Genomic DNA, 20115 nt, shown 5'->3' on the forward strand with positions numbered 1-20115 from the left:
GGCCACAACGGGGTGGGGGGTGGCGGTATTCCCGTGTACCGGCCGGGTGCCGGAGCGGCTGGGTATCGTGGCAGGACAGGGAGAAGATCGGCGGGGTGCCCCCGCAGTTACGCGAGGGAGTCCTTATCCATGTCGGCCAGCCGCTATACCTATCTGGGCCCCGAGGGCACGTTCACGGAGGCCGCGCTGCGCACCCTGCCCGAGGCGGCGACGCGTGAGCTGACGCCGATGGTCTCGGTACCGGCCGCCCTGGACGCGGTGCGGGCCGGTGAGGCCGCCGCGGCGCTGGTGCCGATCGAGAACTCCGTCGAGGGCGGGGTGACCACCACCCTGGACGAACTGGCCTCCGGCGAGCAGTTGATGATCTACCGCGAGGTGCTGCTGCCGATCGCCTTCGCGCTGCTCGTGCGGCCCGGTACGGCGCTCAGTGACGTGAAGACGGTGACCGGGCACCCGGTCGCCCAGCCGCAGGTGCGCAAGTGGCTGGCGGCGCAACTCCCGGAAGCCGTATGGGAGTCGGCGGCCTCGAACGCCGATGGCGCACGGCTGGTGCAGGAGGGCCGCTACGACGGCGCGTTCGCGGGCGAGTTCGCGGCGGCCACGTACGGCCTGACGCCGCTGGTCACCGACATCCATGACGCACAGAACGCGGCCACCCGCTTCGTGCTGGTGGGCCGCCCGGCCCGGCCCGCCGCGCCGACCGGCGCGGACAAGACCTCGGTCGTGCTGTGGCTGCGCGCCGACCACCCTGGTGCCCTGCTCGAACTGCTTCAGGAGTACGCGGTGCGCGGGGTGAACATGATGCGCATCGAGTCCCGGCCGACCGGTGAGGGCATCGGCCGCTACTGCTTCTCCGTGGACTGCGAGGGGCACATCACCGACCGGCGGGTCAGCGAGGTGCTGATGGGCCTCAAGCGGGTCTGCCGGGAAGTGCGGTTCCTCGGCTCGTATCCCCGGGCGGACGAGGTGACGGCGAGCGTACGGCCGGAGATGACCGACGCGGCGTTCACCGACGCGTCGGACTGGCTGGCGCGCTGCATGGACGGACGGAGCTGAGCCGCGGACCTGGCTTCACGGCCGGGCCGGCGGGCCCTGCGGAAGAGCACGACCTGCGGCTTTGGATGACCTCCGGGTTATCCACAAAGTTATCCACAGGCCCGGTTCTCGACCTGTGGGTAAGTCGACATGAGAGTCGGACACAGTCGACATATCGCCCTACTGACCCCACACCGTTCCACAGCACCCCACGCCGGGCACCGTCAGCACAATTCACCTGATCAATCCTTTAGGGCGAGGCAATCCCACACGAAAGAGTGCGTGAACAGTGTTTGGACAGGGAATCCATAGCCGAGCATTTCGGGAGCGGAATGATCACCTCCGACTTCCACAGATCTCACACACAGCCTGTGGATAAGAATCCCGAAAGCCCTGCCCCCTGTGGACAACCGGCGGTTCACGGGGGATAACCCAGGGTTCGCACCCCGCCCCGGCGCCCACTCAACTCCCGCTGTCCACACAGTGGATCATCGTCGCGGATGCCGCGAAAACCCCGTCACGGACGCCGTGAAGGAGTCGCAACGGACCTGGCGAAGAGGTCGCGCCGACCACCCCCGCGACACGGAATGCACGGGAATTCCACACCGCCTTTCACGCCCCACCCCTAAGGGAATAAACAACCCCAAAACGGACAAATTGGGATGCTGGGGAATATGGCGTCGAGTGGCGGGGCGTGGCCCCGGTAGCCTGGGGGGGTGATTGACCTTCGCCTGCTCCGTGAGGACCCCGACCGTGTGCGCGCGTCCCAGCGCGCCCGTGGAGAGGACGTCGAGCTCGTCGACGCGCTTCTCTCCGCCGACGAGCGGCGCAGGTCGTCCAGCGTCCGCTTCGACGAGCTGCGTGCCGAGCAGAAGTCGCTCGGCAAGCTCATCCCCAAGGCCGCCGGCGACGAGAAGGCCGAGCTGCTGAAGAAGGCCGCTGAGCTGTCCGCCGCCGTCAAGGCCGCCGACGCCGCCCAGGACGAGGCCAAGGAAGAGACGCAGGCGCTGCTGCGGAAGCTCGGCAACCTCGTCCACCCCGACGTTCCGGTCGGCGGCGAGGAGGACTTCCGCGTCCTGGAGACGCACGGCACGATCCGTGACTTCACCGCCGAGGGCTTCGAGCCCAAGGACCACCTGGAGATCGGCGAGCTGCTCGGCGCCATCGACGTCGAGCGCGGCGCCAAGGTCTCCGGCTCCCGCTTCTACTACCTCACGGGCGTCGGCGCGCTGCTGGAGCTCGCGCTGGTCAACGCCGCCATCGCGCAGGCCACCGCGGCCGGTTTCACGCCGATGCTGACCCCCGCCCTGGTGCGCCCGCGCGCCATGGAGGGCACCGGCTTCCTCGGCCAGGCCGCGGAGAACGTCTACCACCTGGAGAAGGACGACTACTACCTGGTCGGCACCTCCGAGGTCCCGCTCGCCGCGTACCACATGGACGAGATCGTGGACGCCGCCAAGCTGCCGCTGCGCTACGCCGGATTCTCGCCGTGCTTCCGCCGCGAGGCCGGCACCTACGGCAAGGACACCCGCGGCATCTTCCGGGTCCACCAGTTCGACAAGGTCGAGATGTTCTCCTACGTCGCGCCGGAGGACGCCCAGGCCGAGCACCAGCGGCTGCTGGACTGGGAGAAGCAGTGGCTGACCGGTCTGGAGCTGCCGTTCCAGGTCATCGATGTCGCCACCGGTGACCTCGGCGCCTCCGCCTCCCGCAAGTTCGACTGCGAAGCGTGGATCCCCACCCAGGGCAAGTACCGCGAGCTGACCTCGGCGTCGAACTGCGACGAGTTCCAGGCGCGCCGCCTCTCGGTCCGGATGCGGGAGAACGTCGACGGCAAGCAGAAGGTCTCGCCGCTGGCGACGCTGAACGGCACGCTCTGCGCCATCCCGCGCACCATCGTGGCGCTCTTCGAGAACCACCAGCAGGCGGACGGCTCCGTGCGCGTCCCCGAGGTGCTCCGCCCCTACCTGGGCGGCCGGGAGATCCTGGAGCCCGTCGCCAAGTGAGCGCACCCGCTCCGGCCGCGGGCGCCCCGCTGCCGTACAAGCTCATCGCGACCGACCTCGACGGGACGCTGCTGCGCGCCGACGAGACCGTCTCCGAGCGCACCCGCCGGGCGCTCGCCGCGGCCACCGCGGCGGGCGCGGCCCACATCGTCGTCACCGGCCGGGCCGTCCCCTGGACCCGGCACATCCTCGACGCCCTGGACTACCAGGGCCTCGCGGTGTGCGGACAGGGCGGTCAGGTCTACCACGCCGGGGAGCACCGGCTGCTGACGTCGGTGACGCTCGACCGCCAGCTCGCCGGTCTCGCGCTGGCCAAGATCGAGGCCGAGGTCGGCCCGCTGTATCTGGCGGCGAGCCGGGACGGCCTGGCGGGCGAGGTACTGGTCGGCCCCGGCTACCGCGTCCAGGAAGGCCCGCTGCCCAACGTCCTCATGGACGACCCGGGCGACCTGTGGGCGGCCCCGATCAACAAGGTCTACATCCAGCACCCGACCCTGGACGACGATGCGCTGGCCCTGGCCGCGCGTCAGGTCGCCGGGGATCTGGTCGGGGTGACGGTGGCCGGCGAGGGCATCGTCGAACTGCTGCCGCTGGGCCTGTCGAAGGCCACCGGACTGTCGCTGGCCGCCCGCCGGCTGGGCCTCACCGCCAAGGACACCATCGCCTTCGGTGATATGCCCAACGACATCCCGATGTTCGGCTGGGCCGCGCACGGGGTGGCGATGGCCAACGCCCATGACGAACTGAAGGCCGTCGCGGACGAGTTCACCGCCTCCCACGAGGAGGACGGCGTCGCGGTGGTGCTGGAGCGGCTCTACCTCTCCTGAGGACTTTCCGGCCGCTGCTCCGGCGGCGGCCCGGCGGCCCGGTCCGCGGGGCCCGTCCCGTCCTCCGGCGGCAGCTCCCCGGCAGCCGCCGCCGGGGTCAGGGGCCAGGCCGCGAAGCCCATGACCAGCGCGATGGCATGGCCGAAGTCGGTGAAGGTCGCGCCGGTCAGCAGCGGAATGCCGAAGAAGACCAGCACCCCGGCGAGGTAGCCGTAACGCCAGGGCGGCCGCAGCCGGTACGTCAGCACCCCGGCGGCCGCCGCCAGCCCGTACGAGACCCCGATGTCCACGACATGGGTCATCGACCGCGGCAGCCGGTGCCCCTCGATGGCCAGCAGGACCAGTTCCTGGCTGGCGAGGGTGGCGGCGATATGCGCGCCACCGACGGTCAGCAGCCAGCGCGTGGTCCCCGTCCAGCGCTCCACATTGGCGTGCAGCAGCTCGAACATCACCGCGTAGAGCAGAAATGACTCGGGACGCTCGATCCAGAAGCCGCTGATGAGCAGCGACGGCAGCGGATGCTCGTTCAGCTCGTGGATATTGCTGCTGGTGCGGTGGACCAGGAACTGCCCCAGCCCCTCGGAGGCGGCGGCGATGACCAGGCTGGTGATGCCGATGACCAGCAGCCAGATATGGGTGCCGGGGCTGCTGCGTACCCAGTCCTTCGCCCAGGTCAGGGGGTTGACAGCGGGCGGGCGACGGCCGCCCGGCGGCGGCTCGTCCGGCGGCCTCACCGGCGGCGCCCCGGGGCGGCGGAGAACAGCGGTCCCGGCCCCTTGAGGTGCCGGATGCGGGGCGCGCTCTCCATCGCCCGTACGCCGGGCAGCGCCGCCACCCGGGTCGTCAGATAGGTGTAGACGGCGCCGACGTCGCGGCAGAGGACCGAGGCGAAGAGGTTGTGCGGGCCGGTGGTGGCACAGGCGTAGCCGACTTCCGGATGGGCCGCCATCGCCTCGCCGGCGGCGGCGAGCCGGGCGGGCTCGACGGACAGCCAGAGGGCCACCATCACGCCGTACCCGAACTGCCCCAGGTCGTAGTCGACGTCGTAATACAGGGCGCCGGTGGCCCGCAGTTCCGTGAAGCGGCGGCGGACCGTGGTGGGCGACCAGCCGGTGGCGGTGGCGAGTTCGGCCAGAGGGGCGCGGCCGTCCCGGGCGAGGGCGTCGAAGAGCCGGCGGTCGGCGTCGGTGAGCGTGACGGGGGCGGCGGCCGGGTCCGGCGGCGGTGGGCTCAGCCGGGCGATCTGCTCGTCGGTCAGCGCACCGGACTTGTTGATCAGGCCCTGGGGGCCGCCGAAGAACTGGTGCAGCTGACAGTGTGCGGTCACCCCGATGACGCTCGGGGTGCGGGGCAGCTTCTGGAGCAGCAGCACATCGCTGTGGTCACGGTTCGCCGCCCGGCACATCGCGGTGATCTCGGTGCCGCCGGACATCAGGCTGACCCAGGAGGTGTCCGGGCGGCGGGCCAGCGCCTCGGCGACGGCGACCGCGGCGTCCGGTGTGCACTGGACCCGCACCAGCCACTGCACCTCGCCCAGCGCCTGCGCGCCGGGCAGCCCCAGCACCTTGAGCGCGCCGTGGGTGCGGTGCCGGGTGTAGCGCCGGGCGACGGTCTGGTCGGAGACCCCGAGCACGGCGGCGATCCGGCTGAACGGCGCCCGGCCGTCGAGCTGAAGCGCATGGATCAGCCGGTGATCGAGTTCGTCGAAACCGGTGCGGCCGCCGGGAACCGCACCGGCGCCGCTCCCCCGGTCCGCCGCCTCGGACTTCCCGTCGGATTTCACCGTTCGAGGCTAACCCGTGTCGGATTGCGCCGCCGGGCGCGCGATGGCTGGGAGCGCGGGCGGGGCCGACCGCACCGTGGCGTCGGCAATACGGGACACCGGCCGGTGAACCGGCGGGCCGGGCCGGACCTTCGAGCGGCGCCGGGCGCGCCGGTACCGGCTGATACGAACGGAGGAAAGACCATGCGGAGCGCACCCGAGCGGGGGACCGCAGCGGGCGGCCGGGCGCCGGACGCGGGCGGGGAACCGAGCAGGGGACCGGCCGGGAAGTGGTGGCCCCTGGCCGCCGTCACCTTGGGCAATTTCCTGCTGCTGGTCGATGTGACGATCGTGAACACCGCGCTGCCCCGGATAGCCGACGGCCTGGGCGCCACCTTCACCTCGCTCCAGTGGGTGATGGACATCTATGCGCTGGCGCTGGCCGCGCTCCTGATGGTGGCGGGCTCGGCCGCGGACCTCTACGGGCGGCGGCGGCTGTACGTCGCCGGGCTGACGCTGTTCGCGCTCGCCTCGCTGGTCTGCGGGCTGGCCCCGGACGCGGGCGTTCTGGTCGCGGCCCGTGCCGTGCAGGGGGTGGGCGCGGCGGCGATGTTCGCCACCAACACCCCACTGCTGATGGCCGCCTATCAGGGCCGGGACCGGGGCGTGGCGTTCGGCGTCTGGGGCGGCACGAGCGGCGCCGCGGCCGCGATCGGCCCCGTACTGGGCGGCCTGCTCACCGAGTATGTGGACTGGCGGGCCATCTTCCTGGTCAATCTGCCGCTGACCGCCGTCGCGGTGTGGCTCACGGTGCGCCGGGTGCCCGAGTCGCACGGCGACCCCACCGCCCGGATCGACTGGCCGGGCGCCGCGTCCTTCACGGCCTGCACGGGCGCGCTGACGTACGGGCTGATGCGCGGCGGCGAGCAGGGCTGGACGGAGTCCGGGACGCTCGCCGCGCTCGGCGGCGCGGCGCTCGCACTGCTGGTGTTCCTCGTCGTCGAACGGCGGGTGCACCGGCCGCTGCTGGACCTGGGGCTGCTGCGCCGCCCGTCGTTCGCGGCCCTGATGGCGGCGGCGCTGCTGCTCCAGGCCGCGGCCTTCCCGTATCTCACCTTCGTGGGGCTGTGGGTGCAGAACATCCTCGGCCTGAGCCCCGTACGGGCGGGCCTGGCGGTGACGCCGATGGCGCTGATGTCCCTGCTGGTCGGTGTGCTGGGCGGCCGTCCACTACAGCGGGTGGCGCCCCACCTCCCGGTCGGTATCGGCCTGTTGCTGGTGGGCGCCGGGGTACTGCTGGAGTACGCGCTGCTGGACGACGGGGCCGGCTGGGCGGCACTGGTCCCCGGCCTCGCGGTGAGCGGACTGGGCATCGGGGCGGCGATGCCGGTCCTGGTCTCGGCGGCACTCGGCGCGGCGCCCCCGCAGCGGGCGGGGATGGCGAGCGGTGCCGTGAACACCTTCCGGCAGCTGGGCTACGCCCTGGGCATCGCGGCCCTCGGCACCGTCTTCGCCGATGCGCTGCACGGCGTCCGGCCCGGGGCCTCCCGGGCGGCCGTGGCAGCCGCCCATGTCGCCGGGCTGACCGACATCCTGCTGATCTCGGGGGTGGTGGCGTCGGCGGGCGGGGTGCTGGTGCTGACCGTCGTGCGGGGTCACCGGCCGGGGACGGGCGGGCGGCGGGACCGGGCCGGGGCGGATCGGGGCCGGCTCGGGGTCGCGTCAGGGGCGCCACGGGGCCGCTCGGAGTAATCGCCGGGTATACGGGTCGGCACCCGGAACCGTACGGCCGTACGCGGTTCCGGGTTGCCGCCCTGGGCCCTGTGACGATCTTCGCCGCGTCCTCACACCCAAGTCAATCCTCTGATCCCCTTTCACATCCCTTAGCAATAGCTTGGGTTGGCGTTACCGTGTGCCAGTGACCCTCGATGACCTGCGCGCTTTCGTGGCCGTGTGCGAGGCGGGCAATCTCAGCGCCGTCGCCCGCGATCTCGGCTGTACGCAATCGGCCGTCAGCCAGCGCATCAAGCGCGTCGAACGGGCGGCGGGCATCGGCCTGTTGGAACGCCGGCCGCGCGGTGTGGCACCGACCCAGGCGGGCCGGATCCTGCACCGCGCGGCCGCGGACGGCCTCAGCGGGCTGGATGTGGCGCTGCGCCGGCTGGCCGATCTGCGCGCGGGCGACGGCGGCACGGTCCGCGTGACCACCGGCGCCACGACCGTGCGGCACTTCATGGCCGACGCGGTGGTCACCTTCCGCGCCCGCCATCCGCACGTCAACCTGGAGTTCCGGACCGAGAGTTCCAGCCGCCGCTGCTTCGAGGCGGTCGCGGACGGCAGCTCCGAACTGGCCTGGATCACCATCGGCCCACCGGTACGCGGTATCGAGCAGCACCCGGTGGTCCGCCTGCCGTGGGTGCTCGCCGTACCCGCCGACGACCCGCTCGCCGACCGGACGTGCATCGAGCCCGGCGAGCTGGCCGGCATCCGGCACATAAGGCTGCCGGAGAACTCCACCTCCCGTATGCGCCTCGACGGCCACCTCGGCCACCAGGACACCGGCCCCGTGCCGCCGCCGAGCACCACCAGCGTCGCCGACTGGGACACCGCCCTGCTGCTGGCCGAACTCGGTGTCGGCCACGCGGTCGTTCCCCGGCTGCCCGGCCTCCAGGCCACCGCCCGGCCGGCCCTGCGGCTGATCCCGATCGCCGACCTGCCCCCACTGGCCACCGGCTGGGCGGTCCGCCGGTGGGCAGCGCTGAGCCCGGCGGCGGTGGCCTTCGCGGAGACGGTCACCGCGGGTCTGGGCGGGGCGGCAGTGGGCGGACAGATGACGGGCTGAGGGTGGTGGGGGCGTGGCGGGCACGCCTTGAGCTCCGGGCCGGCGTCCCGCCGTGAGGTCCGGGCCGGGGTCATGCCGGGGGCCGGACCGGTTTCCGGCCTGGCCCCTGGTCCCGTTTCCGGCCTGGCTCCCGGTCCGGTTTCCGGCCGGGACTCCGCTGCCGCCTCAGGCCCTGACCACCGGCTCCTGGATCTCCGTGACCCACTTCTCCTGGTCCGGCGGGCACTCCAGATACAGCTCGCGGGCGTACCCGGCGGAGCGATAGCCGTTGGCATCGATCCAGTGCGCAAGATTCTGGGCGGTCGGCAGAATCCGGCTCATCGGGCCGCGGTGCACCACCGTGGCGGCACCGTCCAGGCCGGGGAGGGTGACGACGTCGAAGCCGAGGCCGGTGGCGGCGGGGGTCCCGGGGCGGCCGGAGGCATCGCCGACCGTCGCACCCGCCTTCGCCAGCGCCTCCTCGGTGATCACCATCCCCGCGTGCACGACGATGGCGTCCTTTCCGTCGCTCCCCTCAGCCGGCCGCCTGCTCCCCCCGCTCGGCTCCGGTACGTCCTCGTAGTACGCCAGCCCCGGCCCCGCCGGCGTCACCCCCGCCGTCTCCAGCAGCCGGCACAGCTCGGCGTAGAGCGGCGTGATCACCGGGCCGATGTCCTCCGGCCCGTAACTGGCGGCGGTCCCGCTCAGCTCGGCGAGCAGTACCGTTCCGGTGCGCTTGACCACCACATCGTCGGCAGACATGCGTCCCTCACTCTCGATCGTCCGGAGCCTCGCCTCGACCTGCGCCAGCCGCGCGTCCGCCGCCGTCCGCGCCGCCTCCAGCTCCGCCTGCCGCAGCCGCAGCATGCCGCGCAGTTCCGGCACGCTCACCTCCTCGGCCAGGATCGCCCCCACCTGCTGGAGGCTGAATCCGAGGTCCTTGAGCGCGATGATGCGGTTGAGCCGGGCGAGCTGGGCCGCCTCGTAGAAGCGGTAGCCGCTGACGGGGTCGGTACGGGCCGGGCGCAGCAGTCCGATCGCGTCGTAGTGGCGCAGCATGCGGGCCGACACCCGGCCGTACTGGGCGAAGTCTCCGATGGTGAACATGACGCCTTCCAGTGGAGTGCTTTCCACAGTGTCAAGGTCAAGCGTGGCGGTCCACGGACGATGGACCGGGTGGCGGACGGGGGCCATCGGGCGGGCGGACGAGGGACCGGGCGGGCGGCGAGCGGGTCCCGTCCTGTGCCGGCCCGGCCCGTGACTGCCCGGCCCGTGACGGATGCCGGATGCCGGATGCCGGATGCCAAGGGCTGTCCCTTAGGTGCCTGACGGATGGAAGCCGGAGCCGGGCGCCGAAACCCGGAGCCGGATACCGGATGCCCGGAGTCACCGCCGCCGCACAATCGGCCACCGGGCGGCAGCATCGCGTCAAGTAGCGGCCGCAACCCGTCAATGACGCGTCAGCGACCGGCGGAGTGTCCGGTTCACCGGGCATAGCGTCAGAGCCGAGCCCCGGCGTATGCGTTTTCCACCGGTCCGGGGCCGAGTTCCGTCCGAGGAGCAACGCCGTGTCCCACCACCTGTACGCGGAAGATCCCGAGCCTGCCGATCGCGTCCCGGCCGGGCCGCTGTTCGTCCCCGTCCGGTCGGGCCCCGCGGGCTGCACGGCCCGCCTGTTCCGCACTCCGCTCGGCGGCCGTACCGCCGTCGCCTTCACCTCGCCCCAGCGGCTGGCCGCGGCCCTCGGCGGCGGCCAGCCCTGGATCAGGCTCGCCGAGCCCGCGCTGCGGGCGCTGGCCGAACCCGTCGGGGCGATGGCCCTGACCGTCGATCCCCGATACGTCCCCGACGTACCCCGTGGCCGTCACCTACGGGCCGCCTGAGGGAGGGGGGACCGCGATGAGTCACAGCACTCTGCCGCCGGCCGGCCACGAGGCCGGACCCCCGCCACCGGCCACCGCCGTGACGCCCCCGCCCCGCACCGCCGCCCGGCCCCCGTCCGGCAGCGAGCCGCGGTCCATCTGGCCCGCTTCCACGGCGCCGGTCGGCCATGACGACCTCGCCGTCGGCGGCGTCCCGCTCACCGAGCTGGCCGACCGCTTCGGCACCCCCGCCTACGTCCTGGACGAGGACGAAGTGCGCCACCGCTGCCGCGCCTACCTACGGGCTTTCCCTGACGCCGACGTCTACTACGCGGCCAAGGCCTTCCTGTGCCGCGCGATGGTGCACTGGGTGCAGGAGGAGGGCCTGGGACTGGACGTCTGCTCCGCCGGCGAGCTGGAACTGGCCGTCACCACCGGCTTTCCGCCCGAGCGGATCGTGCTGCACGGCAACGCCAAGAGCCCGGCCGACCTGCGGGCCGCCCTGCGGCTGGGCGTCGGCCGGATCGTCATCGACAGCACCTCGGAGATCGCCCGGCTGGCCGCCGCGGTCCCGGCGGGCAGCCGCCAGAAGGTACTGATCCGGGTCGTGCCGGGGATCGCCGCCGGCGGCCACGCCAAGATCCGTACCGGGACCGACGACCAGAAGTTCGGCCTGTCGATCGCCGACGGCTCCGCGCAGCACGCCATCGCCCGGGTGCTCAGCCAGCCACGCCTCGAACTGACGGGACTGCACTGCCACTTGGGCTCGCAGATCACCACCGTCAAGCCCTATCTGTCGGCGGTACGACGGCTGATCGGCCTGCTGGCCCGCATCCGGGAGCACCACGGCAGCACGCTGCCCGAACTGGACCTCGGCGGTGGCCATGGCGTCGCCTATCGCCCCGGCGAGCCCGCGCTCGACCCCGGCACCCTCGGCACCAAGATCCGCGCCGAACTGGCCCGCGGCTGCGCGGCGGCCGGGCTGCCGGTGCCCCGGCTCGCCGTCGAACCGGGCCGCGCCATCGCGGGCCCGGCCGGGGTCGTCCTCTACCGGGTGCTGTCCGTCAAACGGACCGGCGACCACACCTTCGTCGCGGTGGACGGCGGGATGAGCGACAACCCGCGGCCCGCGCTGTACGGGGTGCGCTACGCGCCACGGCTGGTCGGCCGCGCCTCGGCGGCCGCGCCGGAACCCGTCACCGTCGTCGGGCGGCACTGCGAGGCCGGCGATGTCCTCGCCCCCGATGCCCAGCTCCCCGGCGACATCCGCCCCGGCGACATCCTGGCCGTCCCCGTCGCCGGCGCGTACCACCTCTCCATGGCCTCCGGCTACAACCTCGTCGGCCGCCCACCGGTCGTCGCCGTCACGGGAGGACATGCCCGCCTTCTCGTACGGCGCGAATCCCTCGCGGACATCCAGGAGCGCGATATCGGGGTGTGAGGGTGGGGCGGGGGCGCTGTCGAGGGTCGCTGGCGGGGTGAGGGGCGGGGGCGGGGGCGAGCCACGGGGCCGCGCCCTTGCCCGTCCCCGCGTCCCCGCCCCGTCCCCGTGTCCGTGGCCATGCCCGTACCCATGTCCGTGTACGATGAATCGATCAGTTGTAGGATGACTGGGCAACTGGCCGGGGACGGGGCCGCACCGACAGTCCGGGTTCCTAGGGTCCCTAGGGGGCCTACGAGCCCTACGGGTCCTTAAGGGCCCCTACTGGTCCTACGGCACCTACTGGTTCATCGGCGCGGACGGGATCGACGTGGCACTTCAGGCAGCGGGACGGCAGTCCCTGGTGGATACCGTCGTCGACGCCCTGCGGTCCCAGCTGACGGCCGGGGAGTGGCAGGTGGGGTCCCGGATCCCCACCGAGCATGCGCTCGCCGAGCAGCTCCAGGTCGGCCGGAACACCGTTCGCGAGGCGGTGCGGGTCCTCGTCCACGCCGGGATGCTGCGTTCACGCCAGGGGGAGGGCACCTTCGTCGTCTCCACCACGGACCCGGGCGACATCATGCGCGGCATCCAGCGGGCCGGTATCCGCGACGTACTGGAGCTGCGGATCGCGCTGGAGGCGGAGGCCGCCCGGCTGGCCGCGCTGCGCCACCGGCCCGACGATCTGGACCGGATGCGGGCCGCCCTGGACGCCGTGGCCGAACTGGCGGACACGGACGGAGAGCCCGACTCGGGAAGTCTGGAGCTCTACGCCGATCATGACGTCGCCTTCCACAGGGCCGTCGTCGAAGCCGCGCACAACACGGCGCTGACGGCGACCTACGGCTGGTTCAGCAGCTCGGTACGGGAGGCCCTGGTCAGCGCGCTCGACGACCGGGCGATGCCGAGGATCGTGCACGGCGATCACCGCGCGGTCCTGGACGCCATCGCGGCCGGCGACCCGGAAGCGGCGGAGCACGCGACCCGCGCCCTGCTGGACAAGCCGAAGCGGGCCGTGGAAGCCCTGCTGGCCGACCACTGAAGCCGCCCCCTTCCCCCTCCCTCGGCCCCGGCCCTTTCCTCCCTCCCCCACACCACCCTTCTAGTTCCCTCTTCCTTCTTCCTTCTTCCCGATCACCATCCCGATCCCGACACCTGACGAGGTATGCGCGTATGGCAGGGCCCCGGTCCGAAGCACCCTTGATCGACGCCGAGGAGGATCTGGTCCCGGCACCGCCGGTCGCCACGGCCCGCCGCCGGCTGCGGGCCCACCCGGTGCTGGTCATGGCCGGGATCGTGCTTGCCGCGCTCAATATGCGTACGGCGCTGGCCGGGGTCTCACCGCTGCTCGGCGAGATCGGCGCGCACTACCGTCTGACCGCGACCGCCAGCAGCCTGGTGACGACCATCCCGCTGATCTTCATGGGCCTCGGCTCGATCGTCGCGCCGAAACTGGCGCGGCGCTGGGGGACCGAGACGGCGCTCTGCGGGGCGCTGGTGGCGCTGTGCGGCGGCATCGTGCTGCGGATCGCTCCGCCGGTGGTCGCGCTGTTCGCCGGGTGTGCGGTGGTCGGCGGCTCCATAGCCCTGCTGAATGTGCTGATGCCGGGCCTGATCAAGCGGGACTTCCCGGAGCGGGCCGCGGGCATGACGGCGCTGTACTCGACCGCGATGATCCTGGGTGCGACCGTCTCCGCCGCCTCCGCGGTGCCGATGGAGAACGCGCTCGGCAGCTGGCAGGGCGCACTGGTCTCCTGGGCGCTGCTGGCCGCCGTCGCCGCGGTCGTCTGGATCCCGCAGACGCTGATGACCCGCCGCGGGACCCGCCATGGCACGGCCGCGGCCACCCCCGTGCACCTCGCCGAGGACGGGCCGCGGCTGAGCCGCTCCCCGCTGGCCTGGCAGGTCACGCTGTTCATGGGCTCGCAGTCGCTGATCGCGTATGTGAGCATCGCCTGGATGCCGACGATCTTCACCGATCACGGCATGGGCAAGGGCGAGGCGGGTCTGGTCTTCGCCTTCAGCACGCTGGTGCAGATGGTCGGTTCGTTCGTGGTGCCGATGCTGGCGGGACGGATGCGGCAGCAGCGGCTGCTGGGGGTGGCGGTGTCCGCGCTGATGGCCTGCGGCGTCACGGGGCTGCTGGTGGCACCGGTGGCCGGGGCCTGGCTGTGGGCCGCCCTCCTCGGCATCGGGCAGGGCGGCGCGCTGGGCCTGGCCCTGACGATGATGGTCCTGCGCTCGGGCGACGCCCACACCGCCGCCCGCCTCTCCGGCATGGCCCAGACCGGCGGCTACCTCCTGGCCGCCGCCGGCCCCCTGGCCCTCGGCGCCGTCCACCAGGCCACCAACGGCTGGACCGTCCCCCTCGTCCTGCTCCTCACCGTCTGCGCCGGCCTGGCCCTGCTGGGCCTGGGCGCGGGACGGGATCGCCGGATCGGCTGAGGGGCGGGGTGAGCGTGTGCCGTGCCACCCGCCGGGCGTGGGCCTACGGCGGGTGGCACGGCAACGTCGCAGGTGGCGGGGGCATGGCGAGGTGGTGAAGGATCTTCGCGGTGGGCAACGATCCGGCGGCGGCCGCCCTCGCGTACGGCGCTGTCGCCTACCGTGCTCCCCATGAGCGATGTTCCGCACACCGTTCGCCGGCCCGGACCGCGGCTCCCCCGCACCGGCCGGCTCCTTCTTGTTGCCCTGCTGTGTGTCCTGGCCGTGCTGGCCGTTCTGCTGCTGCCGCGGTTGCTGCGCGGGCAGCCCGAACGGACGCTGACCGTCCCGGAAGGGCAGCGGGCCACCCAGATCTACGCCGCCGCCGACAAGGCCCTGCACCTGCCCGCCGGGTCCACCGCGAAGGCCGCCAAGCGCACGCATCTGCCGCTCCCGGCCGAGGCGAAGGGCAACCCGGAGGGCTACCTCTTCCCGGCGACCTATCCGATCAGCTCGGACACCACCCCGGCGTCGCTGCTCACCTACATGGTCAAAACCGCCAAAGAGCGCCTCGCCGCCGACGGCATCAGCTCCTACCGGACGGTCCTCATCGCCAGCATCGTGCAGGCCGAGGCGGACCGGCCGGCCGATATGGGCAAGGTCGCCCGGGTCATCGACAACCGGCTCGCGCACCATATGCCGCTACAGATGGACTCGACGATCAACTACGCGCTGGGCCGCAGCACGCTCCACACCAGCCACGCCGACACCAGGACCAAGAGCCCGTACAACACCTACCGCTACCCGGGCCTGCCGCCGACTCCGATCGACAATCCCGGTGCGGACGCGCTGAAGGCGGCCGGCGCGCCGCCCGCCGGCGACTGGCTCTACTTCGTCACCGTCAAACCGGGCGACACCCGCTTCACCGCCGACTACCAGAAGCATCTGCGCAACGTGCGGGAGTTCAACGAAGCGGCGGCGGGGCGCCGGTAGCAGTAAAAGCGCCGGGAGTGGCGGGGGCGGGGCTCAAGGGCCGCCCCGTCCCCCGGGCGTCCTTACTCCTCGCCCGCCAAGGTGAGCGCCTTCAGACGACGGCCGGCATACCAGGTGGCGACGCCCGTGAGCCCCACCAGCAGGCAGAGGGCGAGCGGCAGTTGAACGTCGGAGGTGAGTGCACCGTCCGCGGCCGCCTTCTGGCCGACCGCCAACGCCCACTGCTGGACGCTGAGGGTCTTCGCGCCCGGGATGAGCGTCCCCACGAACGCCTCCCAGATCAGGGCATAGACCAGACCGAACACGACGGCATGCCGGGTGATCGTGCCGAAGAGCAGGAAGAGGGCGCTGTAGGCGACCGAGGCGACGGCCGCCGCCACCGCGTACCCCACGGCCATCTGCTGGCTGTTGCCGTTGAGCAGGAAGCCGGCGAGCAGGACGGGGAGGGCGGAGAAGGCGACCGTGACGCCTATCGCGACCAGGAGTTTGGTGAAGATGATCGTCGGCCGGGGCACCGGCTTGGCCAGGAGATAGACCACCGAGCCGTCGTCGATCTCCGGGCCGATCGCGCCCGTACCGGCGATGACGCCGATCAGCGGCACCATCGTGCCCAGCGCGAAGCCGCCCAGGATGCCGCCGGCGGTGGCATCGTCGGCGCCGGTCAGCACGCGGACGGCCACCGCGAGCAGCACCAGCAGGGCGGGTAGCACGAAGAGGATCAGGGCCCGCCGCCGGCCGAGCAGGGCGCGGTAGGTGAGCCGGGCGACGGTCGGGTGGAACAGCGAGACCTTGGGTGCGCCGGGGGGCGCGGTTCGGGCCGCCGGAGTGGTCGTGGACATGCGTCAGGGCTCCTTTCAGGCCTCAGGCCGCTACGAGGTAGGAGAAGACGGATTCCAGCGACTCGTCGGAGGGCGAGACCGTCAGAAGGCGGATGCCGTGGTCGCGGGCGACCCGCGGCAGGAGTTCGGTGAACCGGCCGAAGTCGATCGCCTGGATGCGCAGCGCGCCTTCGGTGAGGTCCACCTCGATGCCGGCCGTCGAGGGGTCGGCGATCAGCGCGCCGGCCAGCGCCCGGTCGTTGTCGGACCGGACGAGATAGCGGTGCGGGCGGTCCGTCATCAGCCGGCGGATCTTGCGGAAGTCTCCGGACGCGGCATGCCGCCCGGCCACCACCACCTCGATGTGCGTGGCGAGTTGCTCGACCTCTTCGAGGATGTGCGAGGAGAACAGGACCGTACGGCCCTCGTCGCCCATCCGCCGCAGCAGCTCCATCAGCTGCATCCGCTGGCGAGGGTCCATACCGTTGAACGGCTCGTCCAGCAGCAGCACCGACGGGTCGTGGACCAGCGCGGAAGCCATCTTCACCCGCTGCCGCATGCCCTTGCTGTACGTCGCGATCTTGCGGTCCTGGGCGTACTCCATCTCGACGGTGGCCAGCGCCCTGGCCGCCTCGGTCCGGCCGAGGCCGTGCAACTCGGCGTTGGCGAGCACGAATTCGCGCCCCGTGAGGAAGTCGTACATCGCCTCGCGCTCCGGGACGATGCCGATGTGGCGGTAGATGCCGGCGTTGCGCCAGATCGTCGTCCCGTCGAGGGTGACGGAGCCGTTGGAGGGCGCGAGGAAGCCGCCCATCATGTTGATGAGGGTGGACTTGCCGGCGCCGTTGGGGCCGAGCAGGCCGGTCACGCCGGGGCCGATGGTCATGGTGATGTCGTTGACGGCAACGACATTGCCGAACCAGCGGGAGACATGGTCGATGTACAGAGTCGTCATGGGCGCGGCCCATTCCTTCGGAGGGTGGTGGCGGGCGACAGACAGAAGGCGCGGGGGCGCAGCCCATCCCTGGGAAGGGCGGTGGTGGGTGACGGGTGGGAGGTCACAGGCCGGCCTTTCGGTAGCGGCGCATCAGGAGGGCGTAGCAGCCGACGATGACGGCCAGCGTCACGAGGAGATAGACGACACCCGCGCCGGTGGTCGGGGCCAGGCCGTTGGGGAAGGAGCTGCTGCCGCCGAGGAATGTCGACTGCACCCCGTCGATCAGCGTGATGGGGGAGAACAGCCCCAGCCAGCCGACGGCGGACTCATTGCCCTGGACGAAGGCGATGCCCTGGACCGCGCTCACCGCGCCGTACGGAATGGTGAGGACGGCGATCACGGCGGCGACACCGAAGCCGCGGCGCGGGGTGACCGCGGAGACGACCAGGCCGATCCCTGCGAACAGCAGCGAGAGCAGCACCACGGTCACCAGCCCTTGCGCCAGGCCCTTGGTCTGGTCGAGGAAGTCCAGCTTCGCCAGCAGCGCCCCGACGTAGAGGATCAGCAGCGGTGCGCCGGTGAGGATGAACAGGGCGGCGGCCATGGCCGCGAACTTCGAGGCCACATAGTCGACCCGCTCGATGGGCCGGGAGAAATACAGCGGTATCGACTTGAACCGCAGGTCGCGGGAGACCGACTGCGGGGCCTGGGCTGCCAGATAGAGGCCGATGACGACCTGGAGGTAGATGGCGTAGCGGGAGTAGCCGACCGGGAGGGCGTGGGCCTTGGTGTACACCGCCACCGCCACCATGATCGTGGCGGGCAGGCACATCGCGACGAGGAGCAGCAGCGGCAACACCTTGCTCTTGGGCGAGCGGCCCAGACCGTAGGCGCCGCGCAGGCTCTGTGCGAAGAGCGACCGGCGGGCGTAGGCGCGGCCCAGGCGGGGGCCGTCGTAGTGGCGGTAGCCGATGTTGTGGATATAGGCGCCGCCCGGTGCGCCGGAGGGGGACGCCGGGTGGGCGGACGTCATGGGCTCAGGCGACATCGTGGGCGCCTCCGTCCTGGGTGGCATACGGGGCGCCCGGGGCGCCTGCGGTGGCGGTGGCGGCCTGCGCCGCTTCCGCGTCGCGGAAGACCTCGGCGATCTGGTGGCGGCGCTGTTCCATCCGGATCAGGCCGAGCCCGAGTCCGGCGACGGTGTCCCGCACCAGGTCGTACGTCTCCTCGCCGGCCGCCTCGACATACAGGAGGTGGCCGGAGGCGGCGAGGCCCTCGGAGCCGGCCGCGCGGGTGGTCACCGCGGCGCCGGCCGCGGTCAGGGCCGCACGCAGCGCCTCGGTGCCGTCCGGATGGGTGTCGGTGTCCGTGACCTCGACCGCCAGCGAAGCGGTGACCTGCGTGAACTCATCGGTGGAGGAGGACCGCAGGAGTTTGCCGCCGTCGATGACGACGACATGGTCACAGGTGCGCTCCAGCTCACCGAGGAGGTGGGAGGTCACCAGGACGGAGATCCCGAAGTCGCTGTGAACGCGCCGGATCAGGCCGAGCATCTCGTCCCGCCCGGCCGGGTCGAGGCCGTTGGTGGGCTCGTCGAGGAACACCAGCTGCGGGTCGTGGACCAGCGCCTGGGCCAGTTTCACCCGCTGCTTCATGCCGGTCGAGTAGCCGCCGATGGGGCGGTAGCGCTCCTCGTAGAGGCCGACATGGCGCAGGGTGTCCGCGGTGCGCTCGCGGGCGGCGGTCGGCGGCAGCCCGGACATCCGGGCCATGTGCACGACGAATTCCGTGGCCGAGACATCCGGCGGCAGGCAGTCGTGCTCGGGCATGTAGCCGACCCGCTCACGGATGGCGCCGCCGTCCGTGGTCACGTCCAGGCCGAGGACATGCGCCGTCCCTTCGGTCGCCGGGGCCAGCCCGAGGAGGATCTTGATCAGGGTGGACTTTCCGGCACCGTTGGCACCCACCAGGCCCGTTACGCCGGGGGCGATGTCAACGGAGAGCCGGTCCAAGGCGGTCACCCGCGGGAACCGCTTGCTCAGGCTTTCGGTCACGATCACAGTCACGTCATCGACGGTAGTGGCACCCGCCACACCGGTCGTCAACCCAAACGATGGGATGCGCATCCCCCTGCGGTATTACGTGCCCGTAGGGGTCTCCTGCTGTGAGCTGCCCCGGCCTCAGGGCTGCCGGTGCATGTGTGCGCGCCTCTTGACGCAGCCGTCAGTCATTGTCACATTCATCAGTGACAAGTTACGGGCACGTACCGCGATGGACGTCTCACGGACGGACGGTTGGCGATGGCCTCAGTCACCTCAGCGACCCCACCAGGAGCAGCCGGAGAACTCACCGCCGGGCTAAGGGGGTTCAGAGAGGTCCAGCGGCTCGCCTATGCCTGCGCGGAAGCGGTGGCCGCCCAGCTCAAGCCCGGGGTGACCGAGCGCGCCGCGGCGCGGATGCAGCGCGAGTGGCTGCGCGAGCGCGGCGTACGGGACTGGTTCCATCTGCCCTTCGCCTGGTTCGGCGACCGCACCGCCTTCGTCAACTTCCGGGTGCCGCTCCAGTTCTTCCCCACCCGGCGTGAGCTGGAGCCCGGAATGGCGTTCATCCTCGACCTGGCCCCCATCCACAACGGCTATACGGCCGACATCGGCTACTCCGGCTGTCTGGGCCTCAATCCCGTGCACGACCGGCTGCTCGCCGACCTCGAAGCACACCGGGAGCTGATCCTGCGCGAGGTGCGCGAACGGCGCCCACTGCGGGAGATCTACGCGGACGTCGACCGGCTGATGGTGCGGCAGGGGTACGCCAACCGTCACCGCGCCTACCCCTTCGGCGTCATCGCGCACAAGGTCGACCGGGTCCGGCAACGCCGCTGGTCCCCCACGCTCTTCGGGTTCGGCACCCAGTCCCTCAGGGGCCTGGCCTCCGACGCACTGCACGGCCACCGCGACGGCTGGTCCCCGCTGTGGAGCCCGTACCGCTTCTCCGACCACCCGCCGCAGCCCGGACTGTGGGCGGTCGAACCCCACCTCGGGTTCCGGGGAACGGGCGCGAAGTTCGAGGAGATCCTGGTCGTCACGGACTCCAAGGACCCACAGGAAAGCGCTTTTTGGCTGGACGACGATCTGCCGCATGTGCGGCGCCGGCAGGAGGAGAAGGCCGCGTGAACACGGGACGTGGACGGGGAAGGGGAAACGGCCGGGGGAT

At 71.9% G+C, this 20115-nt stretch carries 18 protein-coding genes; 11 read left to right on the forward strand and 7 right to left on the reverse strand.

Annotated features, from left to right (window positions below; all coding sequences use genetic code 11):
* The first annotated feature begins 129 nt into the window (after nt 1–129).
* From pheA to TU31_RS07315, 3 genes are all read left to right on the forward strand, one after another.
* Entirely contained in the window at nt 130–1056 is a 927-nt protein-coding gene (gene pheA, locus TU31_RS07305) for a prephenate dehydratase (RefSeq protein WP_042150838.1), read from the forward strand.
* A 695-nt stretch (nt 1057–1751) separates the two neighbouring features.
* Complete coding sequence (gene serS / locus TU31_RS07310; RefSeq protein ID WP_042150839.1) at nt 1752–3041, forward strand: serine--tRNA ligase; 1290 nt, start codon at nt 1752–1754, stop codon at nt 3039–3041.
* Nucleotides 3038–3868, forward strand: a complete 831-nt coding sequence (locus tag TU31_RS07315) for an HAD family hydrolase (RefSeq protein ID WP_042150841.1) — start codon at nt 3038–3040, stop codon at nt 3866–3868. The genes serS and TU31_RS07315 overlap by 4 nt, the downstream gene beginning before the upstream one ends.
* Here the strand turns inward: TU31_RS07315 and TU31_RS07320 are convergent.
* Together TU31_RS07320 and TU31_RS07325 are read right to left on the reverse strand one after the other, a co-directional pair.
* Nucleotides 3856–4602, reverse strand: coding sequence for a rhomboid-like protein (locus tag TU31_RS07320; protein ID WP_370682707.1), 747 nt, complete (start codon nt 4600–4602; stop codon nt 3856–3858). The two genes, TU31_RS07315 and TU31_RS07320, sit on opposite strands and share 13 nt — an antisense overlap.
* Nucleotides 4599–5651 (reverse strand): Lrp/AsnC family transcriptional regulator, encoded by a 1053-nt coding sequence (locus tag TU31_RS07325; RefSeq protein ID WP_078885602.1) that lies wholly within the window; start codon nt 5649–5651, stop codon nt 4599–4601. The genes TU31_RS07320 and TU31_RS07325 overlap by 4 nt, the downstream gene beginning before the upstream one ends.
* Before the next feature lie 183 nt (nt 5652–5834).
* Between TU31_RS07325 and TU31_RS07330 the strand changes: the two genes are divergently transcribed.
* Together TU31_RS07330 and TU31_RS07335 are read left to right on the forward strand one after the other, a co-directional pair.
* The gene (locus TU31_RS07330; RefSeq protein ID WP_042150843.1) at nt 5835–7382 is read left to right on the forward strand and encodes an MFS transporter; all 1548 of its coding nucleotides are present in this window, start codon (nt 5835–5837) and stop codon (nt 7380–7382) included.
* A gap of 166 nt (nt 7383–7548) precedes the next feature.
* On the forward strand, nt 7549–8472 hold the full coding sequence (locus TU31_RS07335) for a LysR family transcriptional regulator (RefSeq protein ID WP_042150844.1): 924 nt from the start codon (nt 7549–7551) through the stop codon (nt 8470–8472).
* A 165-nt stretch (nt 8473–8637) separates the two neighbouring features.
* Here the strand turns inward: TU31_RS07335 and TU31_RS07340 are convergent, their stop codons facing one another.
* Complete coding sequence (locus TU31_RS07340) at nt 8638–9558, reverse strand: MerR family transcriptional regulator (protein ID WP_042150845.1); 921 nt, start codon at nt 9556–9558, stop codon at nt 8638–8640.
* Between the two features lie 461 nt (nt 9559–10019).
* Here TU31_RS07340 and TU31_RS07345 point away from each other — a divergent pair, with 461 nt between their 5' ends.
* The 5 genes from TU31_RS07345 to mltG all read left to right on the forward strand — a co-directional run bounded on the left by TU31_RS07345 (nt 10020) and on the right by mltG (nt 15150).
* A complete protein-coding gene (locus tag TU31_RS07345; RefSeq protein WP_042150847.1) occupies nt 10020–10334 on the forward strand; it encodes an SAV_915 family protein in 315 nt (104 codons plus the stop codon).
* A gap of 16 nt (nt 10335–10350) precedes the next feature.
* Nucleotides 10351–11754: a diaminopimelate decarboxylase gene (gene lysA / locus TU31_RS07350; RefSeq protein ID WP_042150849.1), complete on the forward strand. Its 1404-nt coding sequence runs from the start codon at nt 10351–10353 to the stop codon at nt 11752–11754.
* Between the two features lie 310 nt (nt 11755–12064).
* A complete protein-coding gene (locus tag TU31_RS07355; RefSeq protein ID WP_042150851.1) occupies nt 12065–12775 on the forward strand; it encodes a FadR/GntR family transcriptional regulator in 711 nt (236 codons plus the stop codon).
* 131 nt (nt 12776–12906) lie between these two features.
* Nucleotides 12907–14178 (forward strand): CynX/NimT family MFS transporter, encoded by a 1272-nt coding sequence (locus TU31_RS07360; RefSeq protein ID WP_042150853.1) that lies wholly within the window; start codon nt 12907–12909, stop codon nt 14176–14178.
* Nucleotides 14179–14349: 171 nt separating this feature from the next.
* Nucleotides 14350–15150: an endolytic transglycosylase MltG gene (gene mltG, locus TU31_RS07365; RefSeq protein ID WP_042150854.1), complete on the forward strand. Its 801-nt coding sequence runs from the start codon at nt 14350–14352 to the stop codon at nt 15148–15150.
* A 62-nt stretch (nt 15151–15212) separates the two neighbouring features.
* Here mltG and TU31_RS07370 read toward each other — a convergent pair whose 3' ends face one another.
* From TU31_RS07370 to TU31_RS07385, 4 genes are all read right to left on the reverse strand, one after another.
* On the reverse strand, nt 15213–15932 hold the full coding sequence (locus TU31_RS07370) for an ABC transporter permease subunit (protein ID WP_042151825.1): 720 nt from the start codon (nt 15930–15932) through the stop codon (nt 15213–15215).
* A 79-nt stretch (nt 15933–16011) separates the two neighbouring features.
* On the reverse strand, nt 16012–16923 hold the full coding sequence (locus tag TU31_RS07375; RefSeq protein WP_042150856.1) for an ABC transporter ATP-binding protein: 912 nt from the start codon (nt 16921–16923) through the stop codon (nt 16012–16014).
* A gap of 103 nt (nt 16924–17026) precedes the next feature.
* Nucleotides 17027–17938, reverse strand: a complete 912-nt coding sequence (locus tag TU31_RS07380) for an ABC transporter permease subunit (protein ID WP_042150859.1) — start codon at nt 17936–17938, stop codon at nt 17027–17029.
* Nucleotides 17939–17942: 4 nt separating this feature from the next.
* Nucleotides 17943–18998: an ABC transporter ATP-binding protein gene (locus TU31_RS07385; RefSeq protein WP_107070635.1), complete on the reverse strand. Its 1056-nt coding sequence runs from the start codon at nt 18996–18998 to the stop codon at nt 17943–17945.
* A gap of 207 nt (nt 18999–19205) precedes the next feature.
* Between TU31_RS07385 and TU31_RS07390 the strand changes: the two genes are divergently transcribed.
* Nucleotides 19206–20075, forward strand: a complete 870-nt coding sequence (locus tag TU31_RS07390; protein WP_042150863.1) for a M24 family metallopeptidase — start codon at nt 19206–19208, stop codon at nt 20073–20075.
* The last annotated feature ends 40 nt before the right edge of the window (nt 20076–20115 follow it).

Origin of the sequence: Streptomyces lydicamycinicus, from assembly GCF_000829715.2 — a bacterium.
GTDB classification, from domain to species: Bacteria; Actinomycetota; Actinomycetes; order Streptomycetales; family Streptomycetaceae; genus Streptomyces; species Streptomyces lydicamycinicus.

What these genes read in the sequence shown, in the direction of transcription:
- pheA (WP_042150838.1), top strand. Translation starts at nt 130, where the DNA reads ATGTCGGCCAGCCGCTATACCTATCTGGGCCCCGAGGGCACGTTCACG.
- TU31_RS07330 (WP_042150843.1), top strand. Translation starts at nt 5,835, where the DNA reads ATGCGGAGCGCACCCGAGCGGGGGACCGCAGCGGGCGGCCGGGCGCCG.
- TU31_RS07340 (WP_042150845.1), bottom strand. Translation starts at nt 9,558, where the DNA reads ATGTTCACCATCGGAGACTTCGCCCAGTACGGCCGGGTGTCGGCCCGC.
- lysA (WP_042150849.1), top strand. Translation starts at nt 10,351, where the DNA reads ATGAGTCACAGCACTCTGCCGCCGGCCGGCCACGAGGCCGGACCCCCG.
- TU31_RS07360 (WP_042150853.1), top strand. Translation starts at nt 12,907, where the DNA reads ATGGCAGGGCCCCGGTCCGAAGCACCCTTGATCGACGCCGAGGAGGAT.
- mltG (WP_042150854.1), top strand. Translation starts at nt 14,350, where the DNA reads ATGAGCGATGTTCCGCACACCGTTCGCCGGCCCGGACCGCGGCTCCCC.
- TU31_RS07375 (WP_042150856.1), bottom strand. Translation starts at nt 16,923, where the DNA reads ATGACGACTCTGTACATCGACCATGTCTCCCGCTGGTTCGGCAATGTC.
- TU31_RS07380 (WP_042150859.1), bottom strand. Translation starts at nt 17,938, where the DNA reads ATGACGTCCGCCCACCCGGCGTCCCCCTCCGGCGCACCGGGCGGCGCC.
- TU31_RS07390 (WP_042150863.1), top strand. Translation starts at nt 19,206, where the DNA reads ATGGCCTCAGTCACCTCAGCGACCCCACCAGGAGCAGCCGGAGAACTC.